The organism is Citrobacter sp. Cs237 (assembly GCF_030332325.1).
GTDB lineage: Bacteria > Pseudomonadota > Gammaproteobacteria > Enterobacterales > Enterobacteriaceae > Citrobacter_A > Citrobacter_A sedlakii.
This window is the reverse complement of the sequence record NZ_JAOWIB010000093.1, coordinates 36918-58228: the sequence shown is the minus strand read 5'-3', so window position 1 is coordinate 58228 and position 21311 is coordinate 36918. Positions and strand designations below refer to the sequence as shown.

The 21311-nt window shown below is 56.8% G+C and carries 25 protein-coding genes and 1 riboswitch; of the genes, 8 read left to right on the top strand and 17 right to left on the bottom strand.

The features are described from left to right. Positions 1 to 3: 3 nt before the first annotated feature. The 17 genes from OGY07_RS04580 to pduF form a co-directional block, all read right to left on the bottom strand. Positions 4 to 681, bottom strand: a complete 678-nt coding sequence (locus tag OGY07_RS04580) for an energy-coupling factor ABC transporter transmembrane protein (RefSeq protein ID WP_286599520.1) — start codon at positions 679 to 681, stop codon at positions 4 to 6. Then, complete coding sequence (locus tag OGY07_RS04575) at positions 668 to 949, bottom strand: energy-coupling factor ABC transporter substrate-binding protein (RefSeq protein ID WP_286598986.1); 282 nt, start codon at positions 947 to 949, stop codon at positions 668 to 670. Before OGY07_RS04575 ends, OGY07_RS04580 begins: the two co-directional genes overlap by 14 nt. A 1-nt stretch (position 950) precedes the next feature. After that, positions 951 to 1688: a cobalt ECF transporter S component CbiM gene (cbiM, locus tag OGY07_RS04570; RefSeq protein WP_060570639.1), complete on the bottom strand. Its 738-nt coding sequence runs from the start codon at positions 1686 to 1688 to the stop codon at positions 951 to 953. Then, positions 1685 to 2398 (bottom strand): cobalt-factor II C(20)-methyltransferase, encoded by a 714-nt coding sequence (locus tag OGY07_RS04565; protein ID WP_286598984.1) that lies wholly within the window; start codon positions 2396 to 2398, stop codon positions 1685 to 1687. The genes cbiM and OGY07_RS04565 overlap by 4 nt, the downstream gene beginning before the upstream one ends. After that, positions 2395 to 3189, bottom strand: coding sequence for a sirohydrochlorin cobaltochelatase (cbiK, locus tag OGY07_RS04560; protein ID WP_286598982.1), 795 nt, complete (start codon positions 3187 to 3189; stop codon positions 2395 to 2397). Before cbiK ends, OGY07_RS04565 begins: the two co-directional genes overlap by 4 nt. Beyond that, positions 3186 to 3986, bottom strand: a complete 801-nt coding sequence (locus tag OGY07_RS04555) for a cobalt-precorrin-6A reductase (protein ID WP_286598980.1) — start codon at positions 3984 to 3986, stop codon at positions 3186 to 3188. The genes cbiK and OGY07_RS04555 overlap by 4 nt, the downstream gene beginning before the upstream one ends. Further along, on the bottom strand, positions 3983 to 4708 hold the full coding sequence (locus tag OGY07_RS04550) for a precorrin-3B C(17)-methyltransferase (RefSeq protein WP_286598978.1): 726 nt from the start codon (positions 4706 to 4708) through the stop codon (positions 3983 to 3985). Before OGY07_RS04550 ends, OGY07_RS04555 begins: the two co-directional genes overlap by 4 nt. Then, positions 4708 to 5763 (bottom strand): cobalt-precorrin 5A hydrolase, encoded by a 1056-nt coding sequence (gene cbiG / locus OGY07_RS04545; protein WP_042284132.1) that lies wholly within the window; start codon positions 5761 to 5763, stop codon positions 4708 to 4710. Before cbiG ends, OGY07_RS04550 begins: the two co-directional genes overlap by 1 nt. Beyond that, on the bottom strand, positions 5744 to 6517 hold the full coding sequence (locus tag OGY07_RS04540) for a cobalt-precorrin-4 methyltransferase (RefSeq protein WP_060570644.1): 774 nt from the start codon (positions 6515 to 6517) through the stop codon (positions 5744 to 5746). The genes cbiG and OGY07_RS04540 overlap by 20 nt, the downstream gene beginning before the upstream one ends. Continuing rightward, complete coding sequence (locus OGY07_RS04535; RefSeq protein WP_042284138.1) at positions 6510 to 7079, bottom strand: decarboxylating cobalt-precorrin-6B (C(15))-methyltransferase; 570 nt, start codon at positions 7077 to 7079, stop codon at positions 6510 to 6512. The genes OGY07_RS04540 and OGY07_RS04535 overlap by 8 nt, the downstream gene beginning before the upstream one ends. Next, entirely contained in the window at positions 7069 to 7674 is a 606-nt protein-coding gene (locus OGY07_RS04530; RefSeq protein ID WP_060570645.1) for a cobalt-precorrin-7 (C(5))-methyltransferase, read from the bottom strand. Before OGY07_RS04530 ends, OGY07_RS04535 begins: the two co-directional genes overlap by 11 nt. Next, positions 7668 to 8807, bottom strand: coding sequence for a cobalt-precorrin-5B (C(1))-methyltransferase CbiD (gene cbiD / locus OGY07_RS04525; RefSeq protein ID WP_199956751.1), 1140 nt, complete (start codon positions 8805 to 8807; stop codon positions 7668 to 7670). The genes OGY07_RS04530 and cbiD overlap by 7 nt, the downstream gene beginning before the upstream one ends. Next, positions 8804 to 9436 (bottom strand): cobalt-precorrin-8 methylmutase, encoded by a 633-nt coding sequence (locus tag OGY07_RS04520; RefSeq protein ID WP_286598973.1) that lies wholly within the window; start codon positions 9434 to 9436, stop codon positions 8804 to 8806. The genes cbiD and OGY07_RS04520 overlap by 4 nt, the downstream gene beginning before the upstream one ends. A gap of 10 nt (positions 9437 to 9446) precedes the next feature. Beyond that, complete coding sequence (gene cbiB, locus OGY07_RS04515; RefSeq protein WP_286598970.1) at positions 9447 to 10406, bottom strand: adenosylcobinamide-phosphate synthase CbiB; 960 nt, start codon at positions 10404 to 10406, stop codon at positions 9447 to 9449. Next, on the bottom strand, positions 10403 to 11782 hold the full coding sequence (locus OGY07_RS04510; protein ID WP_286598969.1) for a cobyrinic acid a,c-diamide synthase CobB: 1380 nt from the start codon (positions 11780 to 11782) through the stop codon (positions 10403 to 10405). The genes cbiB and OGY07_RS04510 overlap by 4 nt, the downstream gene beginning before the upstream one ends. An 89-nt stretch (positions 11783 to 11871) precedes the next feature. Further along, a riboswitch (cobalamin riboswitch) is annotated at positions 11872 to 12046 on the bottom strand. A 314-nt stretch (positions 12047 to 12360) separates the two neighbouring features. After that, positions 12361 to 13278 (bottom strand): transcriptional regulator PocR, encoded by a 918-nt coding sequence (gene pocR / locus OGY07_RS04505; RefSeq protein ID WP_042284155.1) that lies wholly within the window; start codon positions 13276 to 13278, stop codon positions 12361 to 12363. Positions 13279 to 13476: 198 nt separating this feature from the next. Continuing rightward, positions 13477 to 14292 (bottom strand): propanediol diffusion facilitator PduF, encoded by an 816-nt coding sequence (pduF, locus tag OGY07_RS04500; protein WP_060570649.1) that lies wholly within the window; start codon positions 14290 to 14292, stop codon positions 13477 to 13479. Positions 14293 to 14815: 523 nt separating this feature from the next. On the opposite strand from pduF, the gene pduA reads away from it, so the two are divergent. From pduA to pduJ, 8 genes are read left to right on the top strand one after another with little or no spacing between them, the layout of a single operon-like run. Further along, the gene (gene pduA / locus OGY07_RS04495) at positions 14816 to 15100 is read left to right on the top strand and encodes a propanediol utilization microcompartment protein PduA (RefSeq protein ID WP_042284159.1); all 285 of its coding nucleotides are present in this window, start codon (positions 14816 to 14818) and stop codon (positions 15098 to 15100) included. Then, positions 15097 to 15909, top strand: coding sequence for a propanediol utilization microcompartment protein PduB (gene pduB, locus OGY07_RS04490; protein WP_042284162.1), 813 nt, complete (start codon positions 15097 to 15099; stop codon positions 15907 to 15909). Before pduA ends, pduB begins: the two co-directional genes overlap by 4 nt. Positions 15910 to 15927: 18 nt before the next feature. Next, positions 15928 to 17592 (top strand): propanediol dehydratase large subunit PduC, encoded by a 1665-nt coding sequence (pduC, locus tag OGY07_RS04485; protein WP_181822979.1) that lies wholly within the window; start codon positions 15928 to 15930, stop codon positions 17590 to 17592. Between the two features lie 10 nt (positions 17593 to 17602). Next, on the top strand, positions 17603 to 18271 hold the full coding sequence (gene pduD / locus OGY07_RS04480; RefSeq protein WP_042284166.1) for a propanediol dehydratase medium subunit PduD: 669 nt from the start codon (positions 17603 to 17605) through the stop codon (positions 18269 to 18271). A gap of 13 nt (positions 18272 to 18284) precedes the next feature. Beyond that, the gene (gene pduE / locus OGY07_RS04475; protein WP_286598965.1) at positions 18285 to 18809 is read left to right on the top strand and encodes a propanediol dehydratase small subunit PduE; all 525 of its coding nucleotides are present in this window, start codon (positions 18285 to 18287) and stop codon (positions 18807 to 18809) included. Between the two features lie 15 nt (positions 18810 to 18824). After that, on the top strand, positions 18825 to 20657 hold the full coding sequence (locus OGY07_RS04470) for a diol dehydratase reactivase subunit alpha (protein WP_286598963.1): 1833 nt from the start codon (positions 18825 to 18827) through the stop codon (positions 20655 to 20657). Next, the gene (locus OGY07_RS04465) at positions 20647 to 20997 is read left to right on the top strand and encodes a glycerol dehydratase reactivase beta/small subunit family protein (protein WP_042284173.1); all 351 of its coding nucleotides are present in this window, start codon (positions 20647 to 20649) and stop codon (positions 20995 to 20997) included. The genes OGY07_RS04470 and OGY07_RS04465 overlap by 11 nt, the downstream gene beginning before the upstream one ends. 19 nt (positions 20998 to 21016) lie before the next feature. Beyond that, positions 21017 to 21292 carry a propanediol utilization microcompartment protein PduJ gene (pduJ, locus tag OGY07_RS04460; RefSeq protein WP_004853788.1) on the top strand — a complete coding sequence of 92 codons (276 nt, stop codon included), beginning with the start codon at positions 21017 to 21019 and terminating at the stop codon, positions 21290 to 21292. Positions 21293 to 21311: the final 19 nt, after the last annotated feature.

Here is a 21311-nt window from a genome sequence, read left to right as displayed (position 1 = left end):
TCCTTACAGGTGAAAATCACCCTGATACAGTTTGATATCCAGCGTCGCAGCCATTTGCTGATAACGAATCAGCACCCGGGTAAACAGTAAACCCACCAGCATCGCCAGCGAACGGTAGCCATTTGGCAAACTTTTATAACCAAAACGCAGCGTTTGCGCGCGATGAATCGCCAGCGCTTCGTCTAACAGAATAAAAATGAAGCGCCAGGTCAGCAGGATCTGCTCGGTCAGCAGGCGGGGGACATGCGCCCGCCTGAGTAACGTGATCAACTGGGGAAACGGCAGATTCAGCACCAGCCAGAAGGTAGCGGCCAGCGCAGTCAGGCTGCGCCAGAACGTCTCATTCGCCGTCTGTAAGCCCTGGGCGCTGACCCCAAGCCAGAAGTCGCCAACCGGAAACGCCGCCAGCAACATCTGCGGATCGCGGCTAATGCTGAGGAGAATGGTAACCACGCCCACCGCTAAAAAACCAAACGGCAGCGCCATCCAGCGACACCAACGGCCAAACGAAATACGCAGCAGCCAGCAGGTTAAACCGGCTATCAGCGCCAGTTCAATACCCTGCCCCCAGGGCGGCAGGGTAAAGGCCAGCACCATCATCAGCAACCAGAACACAAACTTACGCTCCGGTGCTATATGAAGCCAACGGCTTTGGTAGCTTAGTCTGTCAAGCCCGGTCATCACGGCGTTGTCTGCCTTTGGTATAACCAAGAATATAGAAAATCACCGCCGCGCCAAGTGACCCCTGCAACGTAAATAGCAGGCTTTCAATTTCACCGCTGGCCGGCTCGTACAGCGGCTGGAACCACGGCTCGTAGTGCGGCGCGACGACCTGAATCTGGCTTTCCGCTTCGCCATCCGAGCCGCCGTATTCTCCGCCGTGGTTGATAAAAAACGGCAGAATAACGAGGGCAATGACCATCACCAGCAGTATCAGCGTCTTTTTCATCTTAATGTCCTTGTGCGGTTATGAGTTGCCGTTTCGTCAACTGGTCATAAATCATGACGGTCAACAGCCCTTCAGCGATAGCAATCGGGATTTGCGTCAGGCAGAAGATCCCCATGAATTTAATGACCGATCCGGTTGCCCCCGCCTGCGGATCCGGGAAAGCCACGCCAAGCTGGACCGACGTGACAAAATACGTCACCAGATCCGCCAGCATGGCGCAAAGAAAGACGCAGACATCACGACGCAGCCCGGCGCGACAGGCCATTTTCCACACCAGATAGCCAACAACCGGGCCAATCACCGCCATCGACATGCCGTTTGCGCCGAGCGTCGTCAGGCCGCCGTGCGCCAGCAGCAGCGCCTGGAACAGCAGCACAATGGCGCCAAGCACGGCTACCACCCCCGGACCAAAGAGGATCACCGCCAGCCCGACGCCGGTAGGATGAGAACAACTGCCCGTCACAGAGGGGATCTTCAGTGCGGACAGCACAAATATAAACGCGCCGCACAGCGCCAACAGAACCTTCTGATGGCTGTCTTCCATCACAATCTGACGCAGGCGCACCAGCCCGTACCACAGACACGGTAAAAACAGCAGCCACCAGGCGAGCGCCCACATCGGCGGTAAAAAGCCTTCCATAATGTGCATCGCGAACGCCTGCTCGGGTACGAGCATCAGCAATAGCGCCGCAGCCAGACCACTGAATGACAGCTTTTTCAGCTGCTGTTCACGTTTCATTGTGCATTCTCCCACTGTTTGTTGACCAGAATGGTCGAGAAATAAGGCAACGGCTGGTCGTCGCTAACCTCATTGAGATGTCGCCAACACTGTTCGCCAGGCAGGGTGGCTTCCGACATCATCAGCGCGCACTCCAGCAACCCGGCCTGCTTCAGTAGCGCCTTAATGCGTGCGAAGCGACCATATACCTTCATCAGTACCAGGCTGTCATGCTGATGTAAGGCGCGGAGAATGTCCGCTTCCGGCGCCGTGCACGAAACTACCGCCAGCGACTGCTGCTCCATTGCCAGCGGGGTTTTCGACCGCGCGGCGATGGCGGCGAATGACGTGACGCCGGGAACAATGTCGAGCCAGTCCGGGCAGCCGATGCGCTGGAGCAAAAAGACCCAGGTGCTGAACAGCATAGCGTCGCCAAGGGTAATGAAACCCACCTGTTTTCCGGCGGTCACCGCCTGAACCAGCTCAGCGGCGACGTCGTCCCAGACCGCCTCTTTTTCCGCGCTGTCCGCGCTCATGGGAAAGTGACAACAGCGGATTTCAGTTTTCGCGCCGACATATTCGCGAACAATGGAAAGCGCCAGGCTGTCACCGCCCTTCCGCCCCGCCGGAGCATAGAGGATATCCAGCGACCCCAGAATACGGGCGGCGCGAACGGTAATCAGATCCGCGGCGCCCGGCCCGGTGCTCAGCGCGTAAAGTTTTCCGCTCATGCCGCCGCCTCCATCGCCATGTTCAGCGCCTGCTGCAGATGCGCGACAAACATCGCACGTACCGCCGGATTTTCGCCAAGTCCATTCAGCCACGGTGTCGCCGGGATACCGGCCGCATTGAACAGGGTTTTCCATGAACCCTCTTCGTCAGAAGCCATGTCGTTAATCGCATGGTCCCCCGCCACCAGCATCAGCGGCATGAGATGAACGGCACGGATGCCTTCTTTACGCAGACTGTCGATCAGCACCCCCACTTCCGGATAGCTTTCTACCGCGCCGACGCGGGCCGGAAAGCCCTGCGCGGTCATCATATGGTCAAGGCAGGCATAGGCGGCAAAGGCATGATGACTGGCGCCGTGGCCCATAAATACCACCTTTTCACCCTCGCCCAGCGTGGGCATCTGCTGCTGCAAGGCGCACATCAACTGCGTGTAGTCGTCATGACTGCTCAGCAGCGGCACCCCCAGCGTCAGACGGGCAAACAGTGGCCGCATCGTCTGCACTTCGCGAACAATTTTCTCGTATTCGTCGCCGTTAATAATGTGCAGAGACTGAATCGCCACGTCCTGATAGCCCTGTTCGGCAAGCTTTTGCAGCGCCTGCAACGGCGTGTCGATGTCGATACCGTCCCGCTGGCGCAATTTGCGAATAATCATTCCCGAGGTAAACGCGCGAAACAGATCCCGATCGGGACAACTTGCGGCAAGATCGCGTTCGCAGGAGACAATGTTTTTCTCGCAGGTATCGTGATAGCTGGTGCCAAAGCTGACCACCAGAAGCGCTTTTTTCATTGTATGACTCCTTTAGCAGCGGCCAGCCAGCGTGACAGACGCTGAGCAAATGCGGCCTGACTTTCCAGTAATTCTTCTCCCGTCACCAGCGGCGCCGGGCGGGTAATGACGATGCAAGGGATCCCTGCATCCAGACAGGGTTGAACTTTTTCCTGATACCCCCCCTCAGCGCCTGAGGCTTTGGTTATCACGACGTCAGCCTGACACTGGCGGTAAAATGCGGCGTTAAACTCTGCGCTGAATGGACCACAAAGCGCGAATATTTCCCCGACGCCAAAGCCAAGTTCTGCGCATTGCGCTATCACTTCAGGCACCGGCAGTACCCGGGCAAGCAGGGTTTTCTCCGGTAACCCCGCACGCCAGTTCGCCAAATCTTTACTGCCGGTCGTCAGCAAAACGCGCTCGCCCAGCCGTCCTGCCACTTCACAGGCGTCGGCGATACTGTTTACGGTGTAAAACAGCGGATGCGTTAAGTCACGGAGCTGTTCGGGACGCTGATATCGACTGAGCAAGACGCCAGCCTGCTCGCAGGCGCGCATGATGTTGCGGCTCACTATTTCGGCATACGGATGAGAAGCGTCTATCACCCAGCGCGTGCCGTTTTCCTTCAGCCAGTTGACCATCTGTTCCTGCTCCAGCCGTCCGCAGCGCACCTGACCTTTGATATCCCCCGCCAACTGTTTCCCGGTCGGTGTCGCCACAGACAGGGTGTACGCCACGTTGGCGGCATCCAGTTGCTGGCAGATCGCCCGGGCGTCACTGGTTCCCCCTACCACCAGCACCTCGCCGCCACTCACAGTGCGTAGCCTCTTGGCGTGATCATCAGCCCCTCCCGCACATAGGTGGCTTTGTTGCCCACAATCACCAGGCTGGTCATGTCCACCGGCGTAAAATCCATTTCACCGAGCGTGGTCAACCATTTCTCCTGTTTTTTGCGGCCCGCTGACTTCACGACCCCGACCGGCGTTTGCGCGCTTTTGCTGGCGGAAAGCAGTTCAAACGCCCGCGCCAGATGCCCCTCACGGCCCCGGCTGCGTGGGTTATAGAAGCAAATAACAAAGTCAGCTTCCCCGGCGGCGGCGATGCGCTTTTCAATCACCTCCCACGGCGTAAGCAAATCGCTCAGGCTGATGTGGCAGAAATCATGCATCAGCGGCGCGCCAAGCAGTGAAGCAGCGGCAATGCTGGCGGTCATCCCGGGGATCAGACGCACCTCTACGTCCAGTTGCTGCTTGCTGACCAGTTCCAGCACCAGTCCCGCCATGCCATAAATGCCCGCGTCGCCGCTACTGATCAGCGCCACATTATGTCCGGCCTGCGCCAGCTCAATCGCCGCCTGGCAGCGTTCAATCTCCTTGCACATTCCGGTTTTGATGACCTGCTTGTCGCCGGTAAAAGCTTTCACCAGATGGGTGTAGGTTTTGTAGCCCACGACGATCTCCGCCGCCTGCAACGCCTCCACCGCCTCCATGGTCATCATGGCTTTTGAGCCAGGGCCGATTCCAATTACGCTTAACATCAGTGTGAAACTCCTAAAGTAATAGTGACGCCCTGTTCCCGCAGGGTTTCGCCTAACAACTGCCCATGACTCAGCAGCCAGGCTGCCGGCCCCGACACACTTCCGACGCCGACCGTCTGGCGAACAAACGACGATGCCGGAAAGCGGTGCTCATGTTCACGCAACACGTCAGCGCTAAAGGTTTCAAACGGCACGCGCCAGCATGACGCGAGCTGAATCAACCCTTCTTCATCTTTTTTTAGCGACACGCTGCCAATGGCTTTCAGGGCGAGCGGGTCAAAACGCTGCGCGGCGAGCTGACGCGCCAGCAGCGCCGCCAGCAGCGGAAACGGCGTATCCCGACGACAGCCGATTCCGGCCACCACACGCTGCGGCACCAGCTTCCAGTGACGCACTGGAATATCAGGCAGTTCGTCACGCAAGGTGATACACACCAGCGCATCCAGCTCGGGTAACTGCCTGAGATCGGTCACGGTGATAAATCCGCGGCGGTCGCAGTGGCGCACGTCTTCGTCCAGTTCGGTATCCCACCACAAACCGACCCGCTGATTGCTCACCAGCATCTGGTTGACCACTTTGACCGCCGCGCGGAAATCATTCATGCGCGCGTTAAGCTGAAAAGCGAGGGTATCCAGCGCCGCCATGTCATTAACGTCGGTCGCCGTGGTAATCACCGGATCCGCGCCCAGCATCCCCGCCAGATAGCGGGTCAGCGCATTTGCTCCGCCCGCATGGCCGGAAAGAAGGCTGATAACGTGCTGGCCGCGTTCGTCAATAACCACCACCGCCGGATCGCTGAACTTGTCGTTCACAAGCGGCGCCAGTACGCGGACCGCAATGCCGGTCGCGCCAATAAAAATCAGCGCTGAATAATGACTAAACGCGTCACGCGCCGCCTGGGCGAAACCGCCGTCAAACGGCAAAAAACCGTCCTCAAGCAGCTTCTCGCTGGTAAAACAGGTCAGCGGCAGCATCGCCGCCAGCCGTTTCGCCAGTTGCACCCCGCCGGGCGTCAGGCAAAACAGGGCAATGGATTCAGGCTTTACGGTATTCATGGCTAAAGTCCGCCGCATACAGTTTTGAGTAGTGGTACTCCTCACCCAGGAAATCCCCGACCAGAATCAGCGCCGTTTTGCGGATCCCGGCGTCACGCACGCGGTCTGCGATGTCCGCTAGAGTGCCGCGCACGGTCTGACTTTCCGGCCAGGTGGCTTTGTAGATCACCGCCACAGGGGTGGTCGCCGGGTAGCCGCCGTCAATTAGCCGTTCCGCCACCCGATGAATGCGCTGTACCGAAAGATAAATCGCCATTGAGGTACGGTGGCTGGCGAAGGACTCAAGCTGCTCCCGCTCCGGCACTGGCGTACGTCCTTCAAGCCGGGTGATGATCAGACTCTGGGACACCTCCGGCACGGTGTACTCAACGCCCAGTTCCGCCGCCGCGCCAAGAAACGCGCTGACGCCCGGCACCACTTGCCAGGGAATATCGCGTTTGGTCAGTTCCTCACCCTGCTCACGCACCGAGCCATATAACGAAACGTCCCCGGTTTGCAGACGTACCACCGTTTTCCCGGCCTTCACGCCCGCCTCCATGAGATCGAGGATCTGCTCAAGGTGCAACGCCGCGCTGTCATGGCACTCGGCTCCCTCAGGACAATACTCAAGCAGTTCGGTGTTGATCAGCGAACCGGCATAAATCACCACCTGCGCCTGTTGCAGTAAGCGGTAGCCCTTGAGAGTAATCAGCTCGCGGTCGCCCGGACCGGCACCAACGAACCACACACAGCGGGGATCAAATGTCTCAGACATAGCGTTCTTCCTTCTGACAGGCGATGACAAACACAGGGTTGTTCGGTTTGAAAAAATGGCCGCTGCCGAGCGCGGTCAGGGACGACACTTGCAGTTGCAGGCAGTCAACGTCGTGTATGTCCAACTGCTGCAAATGCGCCAGCGCGGCGTTGAGGTTTTCCTGCAAGATGAAGGTCATTACCAGACGTCCGCGTGGGTGCAACTGGCGCAGCGACCAGTCGATAAGCCCGGTCAAATGGCCGCCGCTGCCGCCCATAAACACCGCGTCGGCTTTTTCGGTCAACATCATGGGGGCTTCCCCCGGCAGGATATCGATATTCGGACAGGCAAAATGTTGACGATTCTCGTCCAGCAGCCGTAGCGCCGCCGGGTTACGTTCGATGGCCGTCACGTGCAAAGAGGGATAGCGTAACGCCGCCTCTATAGAGACGCTGCCCGTTCCCGCGCCAATATCAATCAGGTGACTGGCCCGGTGTAGCTCCAGTTTTGCCAGCGCAATCGCCCGTACCGCCTCTTTGGTCATCGGCACGTTTCCGCCGCGCAGAAAAAGCTCATCTTTCATCTAAGATCACCACCGCATTCATCTCGTAGTCGGCCTGTACCTCACTGGCGCGCAGCCAGTGGATCCGTTCATTGTCCATCGCCAGGTTCTCGCCAATCACCATCCAGCTATCGCCTTTGCCGCGCGCCACCAGCTGCGCGGCGATATCCCGCGGCCCGCACTGCGCGTCGGTGACCATCGCCACTTTGCGATGCGCCGCCAGCGTATCGAAGCAGACGCTGCGCCCGTGGCTGCTGGTTAACCACATGTCGTTCATGTCGATACCTGATCGGGCGCAGAGATACTGCACGGCGCTGATCCCGGGAATAATGCGTACCCGCTCAATGCCAAAGTGCGCGACCAGCCGCGTACCGATGCCATAAAACAACGGATCGCCAGAGGCGAGGACCACCACATTTTTATCCTGCTGCGTCTCAATCCATGCCAGCAGCGCCGGAATATTGGCGCCGAGCGTAAACCTTGCCCCCTGAAACGCCGGAAACTGCTGCAAGTGACGTTTACCTCCCACCAGCACGTCGGCATTCGCCACCGCGTCCCGCGCGGCAGGCGTCATCAGATGCAAGCCCGCAGGCCCCATTCCTGCCACCGTTAACATTGCAACTCCTGAGCTATCGCCCCGAGAGGACGGTTGCTTCCCAGTACCTGGTTATCGAACGAGAACATAATGGCGTCGCAGGTCGGCGGGGTTTTGGTAAAGCGCAGCATCTGCTTCACGCGCAGGCAGATGCGTTCCGCAAGATGGTCATAAATGCGCTGATAGCCATACGCGTCGATATGTTCCATCGCCGCCTCGGTAGTGTCGCAGTCGCTGACCTCTCTCAACAGCGCCAGCGGTGCGCCGAGCAGCGCCAGGTGCGCCACCAGCGTTTCCATTCGCGCATCGGCAATATGGCTATGGGTATGGAAGATCCCGGCGGCGATTTTGATTAGTTTCCCCGGATGACCGACCAGAACGATGTGGCGGAAACCGAGCCGCACCGCTTCTTCAATCATGTAACCGACGAAGTTACTCATGGTGACCACCACTTTGCTGTCAATCCCCATTTGCTCGCGCACGAAGCGCTCGCCATGATTGCCCGGCACCAGCACCACCCGTTCAAGCCCCTCGGCGCGCTTAATCTCCAGCTCCAGCGACAGGGATCGTTTCCAGCTTTCCTCCGACATTGGCGTCACGATGCCGGTGGTGCCGATAATGGAAATGCCGCCAACGATCCCCAACCGCGAGTTGTAGGTTTTTTGCGCCCGCGCTTCGCCTTCCGGCGCGAATATTTCAATTTCCGCGCCGCGCGCCGGGCCTATCGCCTCTCGCACCGCCGATTCAATGGTATGACGTGGCGTGCGGTTAATAGCGGCGCTGCCAATCGGCAGACCAATACCTTTACGCGTAACGGTGCCAACCCCCTCCCCGCCCAGCAGCGTTATTTCACCGCTGTCGTTCAGCGTCACGCGGGCGAAAATCAACATGCCGTGTGTAGCGTCGACATCATCCCCGCCGTCTTTGCGGATCGCGGCAATCGCCTGCTGGCCTTCAATGTGCGGTGATTCCACATTAAGGCACAGCGTGACGCCGGACGGCGTGACGATGGAAATTTGATGGATCAAATGCTGGCGTAGCACCATCAGCGCCGCGACTTTTGCCGCCGCCGTGGCGCACGAACCGGTGGTATAGCCTTTTCGCAGCGCTTTACCGTTGTGCCAGACGGGAGCATCAAACGTCTGATCGCTCATCGCGCCCCCTCAAGGTGATAAAGGATGGCGTTGATAATTGCCGCTGCGACGTTGCTGCCGCCTTTACGTCCGAAGGCGGCAATAGCGGGTAATGGGCTGCGCGTCAGCGCCTCTTTTGATTCCGCCGCTCCGACGAATCCGACCGGTACGCCGACCACCCCATTCACCGCCGCATCATGTTCAAGCAGACGAAATAACGCGGTGGGGGCATTGCCGAAAACAAACACTTTCTCGCTCTCTTCCGTCACGGCAATATCCACGGCCGCCATTGAGCGAGTGATCCCCTGTGCTTTCGCCTGCGCCACCACCCGCGGATCGCTGATGTAGCAACGGCACTCACCGCCGAATTTCGCCAGTAGCGTTTTGTTGATCCCCGACAGCGCCATCGTGGTATCGGTGTAGATCACTGACGGACGACGCAGCGCCGCACAAAGTCGGGAGAGTGCATCATCGGAAAACCAGAGAATATCGAGCCAGTCAAAATCGGCGGTGGTGTGGATGACACGCTTGATAATGGCCTCATGCAGTGGGCTGGCGAAGCGGTATTCCGGGCGCGTTTCATGGATGATCTCGCCAATGATGTCGAAGCTTTTGGCCTCTATCGCCATCGGTTGTTGGATGTAATGCATTGTTTAATCCTCAGGCCATGCCAACCACCAGCCAGCGCGTCAACATAAACAGCGCCAGGGCCAGCGTGGACGCAACCCACATCAGTCGAATCGTTTGGGGAATGTCATTTACGGTAATCTCGCGCTGCGCGTCGCCAATCCACGGCTTTTCAACGCGCTCGCCAAAATAGTCATTTGGACCGCCGAGGCGAATACCCAGCGCGCCGGCCACGGGCGCTTCCGCCCATGCGCAGTTGGGGCTGCTGTGGTTATAGCGATCGCGCCAGCCAATACGCAGGGCGCGCGCGCCGTCGTTGCGGCACAAAAATGCCGCGGCGCTCAGCAGCAGCCAGCTCAACCGGGCGGGAAGAAAGTTTGCGAGGTCATCAAGACGGGCGCTGACCATGCCGAGCGCCCGGTACTTTTCGTGCTTGTAGCCCACCATCGAGTCCAGGGTGTTGACCGCTTTATAGGCCATCGCCAGCGGCGCGCCGCCCAGCATAAGAAAGAACAGCGGCGCAATAATGCCGTCGACGGTATTTTCTGCGACGGTTTCCACCACCGCCCGGTTTATTTGTTGTGGAGCCAGCTGCGAGGTGTCACGACCGACAATCCACGACAATTTCTCCCGGCTGGCGGCGAGATCCCCCGCGCGCAGCGGGCGCTCCACGTCTCTGGCGGCATTGGCCAGACAGCGACCGGCCAGCACGGTGAAAATCATCCACACCTCCACCAACCCGCCCAGCCACGGATGGATCAGCCGGGCGGCGGTCAACGCGCCCCAGGCCACTGCCCACGTCACCCCCACCACCACCAGCCACATCACGCCGCCACCGATGCGCAGCGCACGCTCGCTGTGGCAATGACGACGAACCGTCCGCTGTACGACGGTAATCAGGTTGCCTATCCAGCGCACCGGGTGCGGCCAGTGCTGCGGGTCGCCAATCATAACGTCGAGGAGCCAGGCGACACACCACGCAAGCAGTGTCATAACGCCTCCCTCGCCGCCTGCAGCCAGCGGGTCAGCATGAGCGGACGTTGGGCAAAATGGACATGCAGATAACTGGCGAAAGTATTACCTGCCTGCCAGCCGCCGGACCACTGCTGCAGCGTTTTACCGTCGCGCACCTTGCGACAGGCCATCACGGCAGAAATTTGCGGGAAAAAATCGGAGTAGTGAAATTCATGGCCGCGCAGGATTTCGCCTTCCGCCGCCAGCAGGGTTGGCTGCAGCGCCTGCGCTTCGCAGTAGCCAAAGCGGGTCAACCGTTCCCCCATTTTGCTGTAACCGGGAAGGATATCCGCCATGTAATGCACGAATCCACCGGCGTCCTCCAGTTGCGTACCGAGGTACATTAACCCGCCGCACTCGGCATAAATGGCGACGCCACGCTGGTGCGCATCGCGCAGACTCGCCAGCATCGTGCCGTTAGCCGCCAGCGCGCTGGCATGCAGTTCAGGATAACCGCCACCCAGCCAGACCATCTGACAGTCGGGTAAAACCCGGTCATGCAGCGGGCTGAAGCGGACGATCTTCACGCCGGTACGCTCCAGCAACGTCACGTTATCGGGATAGTAAAAATTAAACGCTTCGTCGTCGGCCATCGCCAGCGTGAGTCCCTTTCCGGCGTCCTGTGCGGGCAATTCCGGCCATGCGCCCTGTGGTAAGGTTGCTATTTCGCTTATCGCTAAAAGGTGGTCGATATTGAGCGTCTGCTCCAGCGTAGCGGCAAAATCCAGCCAGGGTTGCTGTGTCACCACCGACTCGCGGGCAGTCACCAGTCCAAGATGGCGCTCCGGCAGCGTCACGCCCTCAACGTGCGGCACATAACCCAGCACGGGCACTGCGCAATAGCGCTCAATCGCCGTTTTAAGCAAGTGAAAATGCGCTTCGCTGTTGACGCGATTCACCATCACGCCCGCGAGGTTAAGCGTCGGGTCGAATTGCTGAAATCCCATTACCGTCGCGGCAATGGAGGTCGAAACGGCCTTGCCATCCACCAGCAGGATCACCGGACACCCAAGTTGTTTCGCCATCGCCGCGGTACTGCAATAGCCGGGATCGGTGCCGTATCCGTCGTAGAGTCCCATCACGCCTTCGATAACGGCGATATCCGCCTCCTGCATCTGCTCGCAAAACAGCGCATTGAGGACGGGTTCGGGAAGCATAAAGCTGTCGAGATTACGGGAAGGTGTACCGCAGACCGCCGTATGCCAGGCGGTATCCAGGTAGTCAGGGCCGACTTTACAGGGCTGGACGCGAAGCCCTCGTTGTTTTAGCGCGCTAAGCAGACCCAACGTAACTGTGGTTTTTCCACAGCCACTCCCGGTACCTGCCAGAACAAACGCATACTGCTGTGCCGCCATGACCCTGATCCTGTTCAGGGTGGTAGGGATGTACTGACATCCAGTCTTTCGACTGTCTGTTTTAAAGCAACCCACTTCCCACCGAAGTTGTTGAATGTATCCGACAGGCAGGTCTTCTGGCTTAGCGTCATCCTCTCCCGTCCTTCCCAATCTTGCGATCAGTGGTCTTTACGGGGTCGTCAGCATCACAGCAGCGGGGGCTGCGGGGGATTTTCACCCCCTTCCCTGACACAAATATGTCTAACCTGTCGGCTTCAATGATGAACAGACTGGCATCTGCTCATCATCCTAAACTCTTTTTTAACGCATTCTTTTTCGCGCGGGTATTGCAACCCTCAACGGCAAAACAATGCCGGATTAACACGCTTCTTTCTGAAAAGACACGCAGAAGAATAATGAAAACCCTTCACAATGAAACTGTATCTCATCACAAAAATAAAAACTGGCGAAGTTTACGCTGCAAATTTTGATATTTTATTGCGCTATGACAATTTATTGCTGCGCCAAATAAAATAAACCGCGAATAATGGCTCGTTCACGGGAAATATCAAAAATCGGCAATAGCAAAATATTGCTATTTACGCCGATTCTACCGGTAGATTTTCTGCGGCCTGCTGCCGATATGCCTGCGGCGTCACCTGATAAGTCTGACGAAATACTTTGCAGAAATAACTGGTTTGAGAAAAACCTAAATTGCGGGCAATACTGGCAATGCTCCAGTCACTGTGGCAAAGCAGTTCCCGCGCGCTGGCCATACGCTGTTGATTCACCCATGCGTTAAAGCCGATCCCCTGATATTTTTTGAACAACTTGCTGAAATAGTACGGGCTGAGGTAGACGTGTGATGCCACGTCTTCAAGGCGTAAATCGTCGGACAAATGGGCATCAATATAGCGCAGCGCTTTTTTCATTTTGCTGTCATGCGGACTGGGCGCACGCGCCGGACGCGACGGTTCCGCGCTCTGTTCGCTGTCTTTGATTACCACAAAATTCAGCTGTTTTTTCAGGCAGTTTTCGACAATTAGCTTCAACAAATCCGCAGATGCCATCACTCGCGAGTAGTCCATTTCCGGGACGTTGCGAAATTCATTGAGCAGTTCCGGGTCGGCCTGCCAGCGGTCGTCAACGTTGAGAATATCGACCAAATCAACCCCCTCATCGTTACGCAGACGCACCTGACCACACAATACGAACCCAACCAGATGCCCGGCGATAACCAGGGGGATAGAAAAATCGGTTAACCCGGCATGGCAACGGTAGATACAGGGCTGATCCGATTTCGAGGCTTCCAGCCCTCCGCAGCGATCGCTCATCCGGCAGCGGGTGCTGTGCTGAGGATGTTGACGCATCAGCTGACAAAAAGGCGTGAAATTAAATAGCTCAGAAATCTCATCACCGTGAATATTGACAACCACAACGGCCAGGCTTGTGGCTTGCGCAAAATCCTGTGCGATTTTATTAATGAGTTCTGAGTTCAGGGTACTCGCAGAAATCATGATAAAATCCCTCAGTTAATCCATTGTTATAATTAAAACATATTTTTTACATTTACTTTTTGTCATCGGCTGTCCTTAGTTAATGACTGAAAGCCAAATGACAATAACAAAAGTCTCCCGGGCTGGGGAGACTTTTTAGTCAGTTCGGGAAAGCAGATCACGAAATCGTTATTGATTTCGTGATAATAACCTTGTTGCTCAGGAAGAGGCGTTCGTTTCCTCAATTTTACAGGCATTGCAGGGCAAATTTTTGCCAATGAAAAAGCGATAAATGGCTGCGCCGCCGCATGCGCCAATCACCGGTGCAATAATCGGCACAATAAAGTAAGGAATATCCCGCCCGCCGGTCATCGCAATATCCCCCCAGCCAGCCATCCAGGTGAACAGCTTAGGGCCAAAATCACGGGCTGGATTCATCGCAAAGCCAGTCAGCGGCCCGGTGGACGCGCCGATAACGGCAACCAGGATCCCAATAAGCAGCGGCGCCAACGGCCCTTTTGGCACACCGTTGCCGTCGTCCGTCAACGCCATAATCAGTCCCATCAGAATCGAGGTGATAACCACTTCGACGCCAGCCGCCTGCCACACGTTCAGCGCAGCCGCCGGATAAGTACTGAAAATACTGGCCAGGTACAGACTGTCGACGCTACCGCGCACCATGTTGTGGGCGGTTTCATACTCGGTGAACAAACTGCCATACAGCAGATAGGCCAATACTGCGCCGCCAAACGCCCCTGCCACCTGGGCAACGGTGTAAGGCAACACTTTGCGCCCCGGAAAACAGGCAAAAAGCCAGAGCGCGACGGTAATCGCCGGGTTGAGATGCGCCCCGGAGATCCCCGCTGTCAGGTACACCGCCAGGGAAATACCCAGACCCCAAATGATGCAAATTTCCCAGAGACCGAGGCTGGCGCCAGCGACTTTCAGAGCGCTAAGACAGCCGATGCCAAAAAACAGAAACAGCCCGGTGCCCAAAAACTCGGCAATACATTGCGCTTTCAGTGAATCATTCATTGTGACACCTTCTTAGAAGCGTTCGTGTCTGACCAGCGGACCCTTGCTGGCCGTAGAGTACAACGACACTTACTATAAAAACGGCTGGCTGAAAATTGTTGGCAAACTGAACCTGCCGGGGCTCTGAAAAATCGTGTTGAGATAACAAATTTTTGCCATTGCATTATTCACAAACAGGCATTAACCACGCAGTCAGGCATTTAAACCGCAAACTTAAAGATAATAAAAATTCGTTATTTGCAGGTTTCCTTTTTTCTATAAAGGTCACACTTCCCTTTCCCGCCCATAACAAAATAAATTATTTATGTCACGCCTGAAAATGTAAAAATGGAATCACAAAAACCAATTTTTACTATTCATAAAAATATCAACACCCTTTAAAAACAGTCACATAAAACAATTCACACCAAATTAATCACATTCAGCGCCAACTATTTTTCCACGCATACTGTCAAGTCAGCCATTCTTTTTCCTCGCTTCTTTTTATAGTCATGAATATCGGGACAACCCACGCGAGGTCTTTATGCAACAAGAAGCATTAGGAATGGTAGAAACCAAAGGCTTGACTGCCGCCATAGAGGCCGCAGACGCCATGGTGAAATCGGCCAATGTCATGCTGGTCGGCTACGAAAAAATTGGCTCAGGCCTGGTAACCGTCATCGTTCGCGGTGACGTCGGCGCCGTAAAAGCGGCGACCGATGCCGGTGCTGCCGCGGCAGGCAACGTGGGAGAAGTGAAAGCCGTACACGTGATTCCGCGCCCGCATACCGATGTTGAAAAAATCTTACCGAAGGGAATTAACCCATGAGCAGCAATGAACTGGTTGAACAGATCATGGCACAGGTAATCGCCCGTGTGGCGACGCCTGCGCAAACGGGTACCCCTGATACACCCCATCCAAAACGAGAGACGGCTATGGCAGAGAAAAGCTGCAGTTTAACGGAATTTGTAGGCACCGCGATTGGCGACACCGTCGGTCTGGTTATCGCTAACGTCGACAGCGCTCTACTTGAAGCAATGAAGCTTGAAAAGCGCTATCGCTCCATCGGCATTCTGGGGGCGCGTACCGGCGCGGGTCCGCACATTATGGCGGCAGACGAAGCGGTAAAAGCCACCAACACCGAAGTGGTCAGCATTGAACTGCCGCGCGACACCAAAGGCGGCGCCGGTCACGGTTCGCTGATCATTTTGGGCGGGAATGACGTTTCTGACGTCAAGCGGGGGATCGAAGTCGCATTAAAAGAACTCGACCGCACTTTTGGCGATGTCTATGGCAACGAGGCCGGGCACATCGAGCTTCAGTATACCGCCCGCGCCAGCTATGCGCTGGAAAAAGCCTTCGGCGCTCCTGTTGGCCGCGCCTGCGGCGTGATTGTCGGCGCGCCGGCATCGGTCGGCGTGCTGATGGCGGATACCGCCCTGAAATCCGCCAATGTCGACGTTGTCGCGTACAGCTCGCCAGCGCATGGCACCAGCTTCAGTAACGAAGCGATTCTGGTGATTTCCGGCGACTCCGGCGCGGTGCGTCAGGCGGTTATCTCCGCGCGTGAAATCGGCAAAACCGTGCTGGCGACACTCGGTAGCGAACCGAAAAACGATCGCCCGTCCTATATCTGATATCCGTGAGGCTCATTCATGAGATCGAAAAGATTTGAAGCACTGGCGAAACGCCCTGTTAACCAGGACGGGTTCGTTAAGGAGTGGATCGAAGAAGGCTTCATTGCGATGGAAAGCCCGAACGATCCGAAACCCTCGATTAAAATCGTTAACGGCGCGGTAACCGAACTGGATGGCAAATCCGTCAGCGAGTTTGACCTGATCGACCACTTCATTGCCCGCTACGGCATTAACCTGGCGCGCGCGGAAGAGGTGATGGCGATGGACTCCGTCAAGCTCGCCAATATGCTGTGCGATCCAAACGTGAAGCGCAGCGATATTGTGCCGCTCACCACCGCAATGACCCCGGCGAAAATTGTCGAAGTGGTCTCCCACATGAACGTGGTTGAGATGATGATGGCAATGCAGAAAATGCGCGCCCGTCGCACGCCGTCACAGCAGGCCCACGTCACCAACGTTAAAGATAACCCGGTACAGATCGCCGCTGACGCCGCCGAAGGGGCATGGCGCGGTTTTGACGAACAGGAAACCACCGTTGCCGTCGCGCGCTATGCGCCGTTCAACGCTATCGCTCTGCTCGTGGGTTCGCAGGTGGGGCGTCCTGGGGTTCTCACCCAGTGTTCACTGGAAGAAGCCACAGAGTTAAAGCTCGGTATGCTGGGCCACACCTGCTACGCCGAAACCATCTCTGTTTATGGTACCGAACCGGTATTTACCGACGGTGACGATACGCCGTGGTCGAAAGGGTTTCTCGCGTCCTCTTATGCCTCTCGCGGACTGAAAATGCGCTTCACCTCCGGTTCCGGCTCAGAAGTGCAGATGGGCTACGCGGAAGGGAAATCCATGCTTTATCTCGAAGCGCGCTGCATTTACATCACCAAAGCGGCTGGCGTTCAGGGACTGCAAAACGGTTCGGTGAGCTGCATCGGCGTTCCTTCCGCCGTTCCTTCCGGGATCCGTGCGGTACTGGCTGAAAACCTGATCTGTTCGTCACTGGATCTGGAATGCGCCTCCAGTAATGACCAGACCTTTACCCACTCCGATATGCGCCGGACCGCCCGCCTGCTGATGCAGTTTCTGCCGGGAACGGACTTTATCTCGTCCGGTTATTCCGCGGTGCCGAACTACGACAACATGTTTGCCGGCTCCAACGAAGACGCAGAGGACTTCGATGACTACAACGTTATTCAACGTGACCTGAAGGTCGACGGCGGTCTGCGTCCGGTCCGCGAAGAAGACGTTATCGCCATTCGTAACAAAGCGGCACGCGCGCTGCAGGCAGTATTCGCCGGGATGGGCCTGCCGCCGATCACCGATGAAGAAGTGGAAGCCGCCACCTACGCGCACGGCTCGAAGGATATGCCGGAACGTAACATCGTTGAAGACATTAAGTTCGCTCAGGAGATCATCAATAAGAACCGAAATGGTCTGGAAGTCGTAAAAGCGCTGGCTCAGGGCGGCTTTACCGACGTGGCGCAGGACATGCTTAACATCCAGAAAGCGAAGTTAACCGGGGACTATCTGCACACCTCCGCCATCATCGTCGGCGACGGACAAGTGCTCTCTGCGGTCAATGACGTCAACGATTATGCCGGTCCGGCAACAGGTTATCGCCTGCAGGGCGAACGCTGGGAAGAGATTAAAAACATCCCTGGCGCACTTGATCCCAACGAGCTTGGCTAAGGGGTGAACAATGGAAATCAATGAAAAACTGCTGCGCCAGATTATCGAAGACGTGCTGTCTGAAATGCAGACCAGCGATAAGCCGGTCTCCTTTCGCGCGCCGGGTAGCGCTGCCGCTTCTGCCGCTCCAACAGGAGACAGCTTTCTGACCGAAATCGGCGAGGCGAAACAGGGCACGCAACAGGACGAAGTGGTCATTGCGGTCGGTCCGGCGTTCGGTCTCTCTCAGACAGTCAACATTGTTGGCTTGCCGCATAAGAGCATCCTGCGCGAAGTGATTGCCGGCATTGAAGAAGAAGGCATCAAAGCGCGCGTGATTCGCTGCTTTAAATCCTCCGACGTGGCGTTTGTCGCGGTCGAAGGCAACCGACTGAGTGGCTCCGGTATCTCTATCGGCATTCAGTCGAAAGGCACCACCGTGATCCACCAGCAGGGGTTGCCGCCGCTTTCTAACCTGGAGCTGTTCCCGCAGGCGCCGCTGTTGACGCTGGCGACCTACCGGCAGATCGGTAAAAACGCCGCGCGCTATGCCAAGCGTGAATCGCCGCAACCGGTGCCGACGCTGAACGACCAGATGGCGCGTCCGAAGTATCAGGCGAAGTCGGCCATTCTGCATATTAAAGAGACGAAGTACGTCGTAACAGGCAAAAACCCGCAGGAACTGCGCGTGGCGCTTTAATAAGGATCCCTTTATGAATACCGATGCAATTGAATCGATGGTTCGGGACGTGTTGAGCCGCATGAACAGCCTGCAGGGCGACGCGCCTGCCCCGGCGGCTGCGGCGGTAAGCCGTTCAACTCAGACCGTTAAAGTGACCGATTACCCGCTGGCGAACAAACATCCGGAATGGGTGAAAACGGCCACCAATAAAACGCTGGATGATTTCACCCTGGAAAACGTGCTCAGCAATAAAGTCACCGCCCAGGATATGCGTATTACACCGGAAACGCTGCGTATTCAGGCCGCTATCGCCCGGGATGCCGGACGCGACCGCCTGGCGATGAACTTTGAACGCGCTGCTGAACTGACCGCCGTACCTGACGATCGCATTCTTGAGATTTACAACGCACTGCGTCCTTACCGCTCAACGAAAGATGAGCTGATGGCCATCGCGGACGATCTCGAAAACCGCTATCAGGCGAAGATCTGCGCCGCCTTTGTGCGCGAGGCCGCGACGCTCTACGTCGAGCGTAAAAAACTGAAAGGCGACGATTAACGTTAAGGAAACGCGATGCGATATATAGCTGGCATTGATATCGGCAACTCATCAACAGAAGTCGCTCTGGCGACCCTCGATGATACTGGCACGCTGACCATTACCGGCAGCGCGCTGGCGGAAACCACCGGAATAAAAGGCACATTACGTAATGTGTTTGGCATTCAGGAGGCGCTTACGCTTGCGGCCAAAAACGCCGGCATCACTGTCAGCGATATTTCGCTCATTCGCATAAACGAAGCCACGCCGGTGATTGGCGATGTGGCGATGGAAACCATTACGGAAACCATCATCACCGAGTCCACTATGATCGGTCATAACCCCAAGACGCCAGGCGGCGTTGGTCTGGGGGTGGGTATGACTATCACGCCGGAAGAGCTTCTGACACGCGCGGCAGATGCACCTTACATTCTGGTGGTATCGTCGGCATTCGACTTCGCCGATGTCGCCACCATGATCAACGCCGCTGTTCGCGCGGGCTATCAGTTAACCGGCGTCATTTTACAGCAGGATGATGGCGTACTGGTCAGTAACCGACTGGAAAAACCGCTGCCTATCGTTGACGAAGTGCTGTACATCGACCGAATTCCACTCGGCATGCTGGCGGCTATCGAAGTCGCCGTACCGGGCAAAGTCATCGAAACCCTGTCTAACCCGTACGGCATTGCCACCGTCTTCAACCTGAACGCGGACGAAACTAAAAACATTGTACCGATGGCGCGCGCCCTGATTGGCAACCGCTCCGCCGTCGTCGTTAAAACCCCCTCGGGAGACGTGAAGGCACGCGCCATTCCCGCCGGGAATATTGAGCTGCATGCGCAAGGCCGTACAGTGCGCGTTGACGTCGCCGCAGGGGCTGACGCCATTATGAAAGCGGTTGGCGACTGCCCGAAACTGGATAACGTCACCGGTGAAGCTGGCACCAATATTGGCGGTATGCTTGAACACGTTCGCCAGACCATGGCGGAACTGACCAACAAACCCAGCAACGAAATTTTCATTCAGGATTTGCTCGCCGTCGACACCTCCGTGCCGGTTAGCGTCACGGGCGGACTGGCCGGCGAGTTTTCGCTGGAACAGGCCGTTGGCATTGCCTCTATGGTGAAATCCGACCGTCTGCAAATGGCGATGATCGCCCGGGAGATCAAAGGAAAGCTGAACGTTGACGTGCAGGTTGGCGGCGCAGAAGCCGAAGCCGCCATTCTTGGCGCGTTAACCACGCCAGGCACCACTCGTCCGCTGGCCATTCTCGATTTAGGCGCGGGATCTACCGACGCTTCGATCATTAATCCGAAAGGGGAAATTATCGCCACCCACCTCGCCGGCGCAGGCGATATGGTGACGATGATCATTGCCAGAGAGCTTGGACTCGAAGACCGTTACCTGGCGGAAGAGATCAAAAAATATCCGCTGGCGAAAGTGGAAAGCCTGTTCCATCTGCGTCACGAAGATGGCAGCGTCCAGTTCTTCCCTTCCCCGCTCCCTCCAGCCGTGTTTGCCCGCGTTTGCGTTGTCAAACCCGACGAACTGGTGCCGCTGCCGGGTGAACTGGCCCTGGAAAAAGTGCGTGCGATTCGCCGCAGCGCTAAAGAGCGTGTTTTTGTCACCAATGCCCTTCGCGCGCTGCGTCAGGTCAGCCCTACCGGCAACATTCGCGATATTCCATTTGTGGTGCTGGTGGGCGGATCGTCTCTGGATTTCGAGGTACCGCAACTGGTAACTGATGCGCTGGCGCATTACCGGTTAGTCGCCGGGCGCGGCAACATTCGCGGAACTGAAGGTCCGCGAAATGCCGTCGCCACGGGCCTGATCCTTTCCTGGCATAAGGAGTTCCCCCGTGGACAGTAACATCAGCACGCCAGCCATTGTGATCGCCCCCATCGGCGACTGTCTTACCGTCTGGCAAGAGGTGCTGCTCGGTATTGAAGAAGAAGGCATTCCGTTTGTCATTCAGCCCCAGAGTGTCGGAGACGTCGTCCACAGCGCCTGGCAGGCGGCACGCCTGTCGCCACTGCTCGTCGGCATCGCCTGCGACCGGGAAAAACTGGTGGTGCATTACAAGAATTTACCCACTTCAGCGCCGCTGTTTACGCTGACGTATCGCCAAAACAGCCTTGACCGGCGAAGTACTGGAAACAACGCGGCAAGGTTAGTCAAAGGGATCCCTTTCCGGGATCTCAATGCTTAATCCACAGGAGAATCGCAGTATGAATAACGCATTAGGGCTGGTTGAAACAAAAGGGTTGGTCGGCGCCATTGAAGCCGCAGATGCGATGGTGAAATCCGCCAACGTACAACTGGTCGGCTACGAGAAAATCGGCTCCGGCCTCGTGACTGTCATGGTGCGCGGCGACGTTGGCGCGGTTAAAGCGGCGGTTGACGCAGGCAGCGCAGCAGCAAGCGCCGTCGGCGAGGTCAAATCCTGCCACGTTATCCCGCGTCCGCACAGCGACGTTGAGGCCATTTTACCGAAGTCTGCCTAAGCACTGCCGAAAAGGAGCA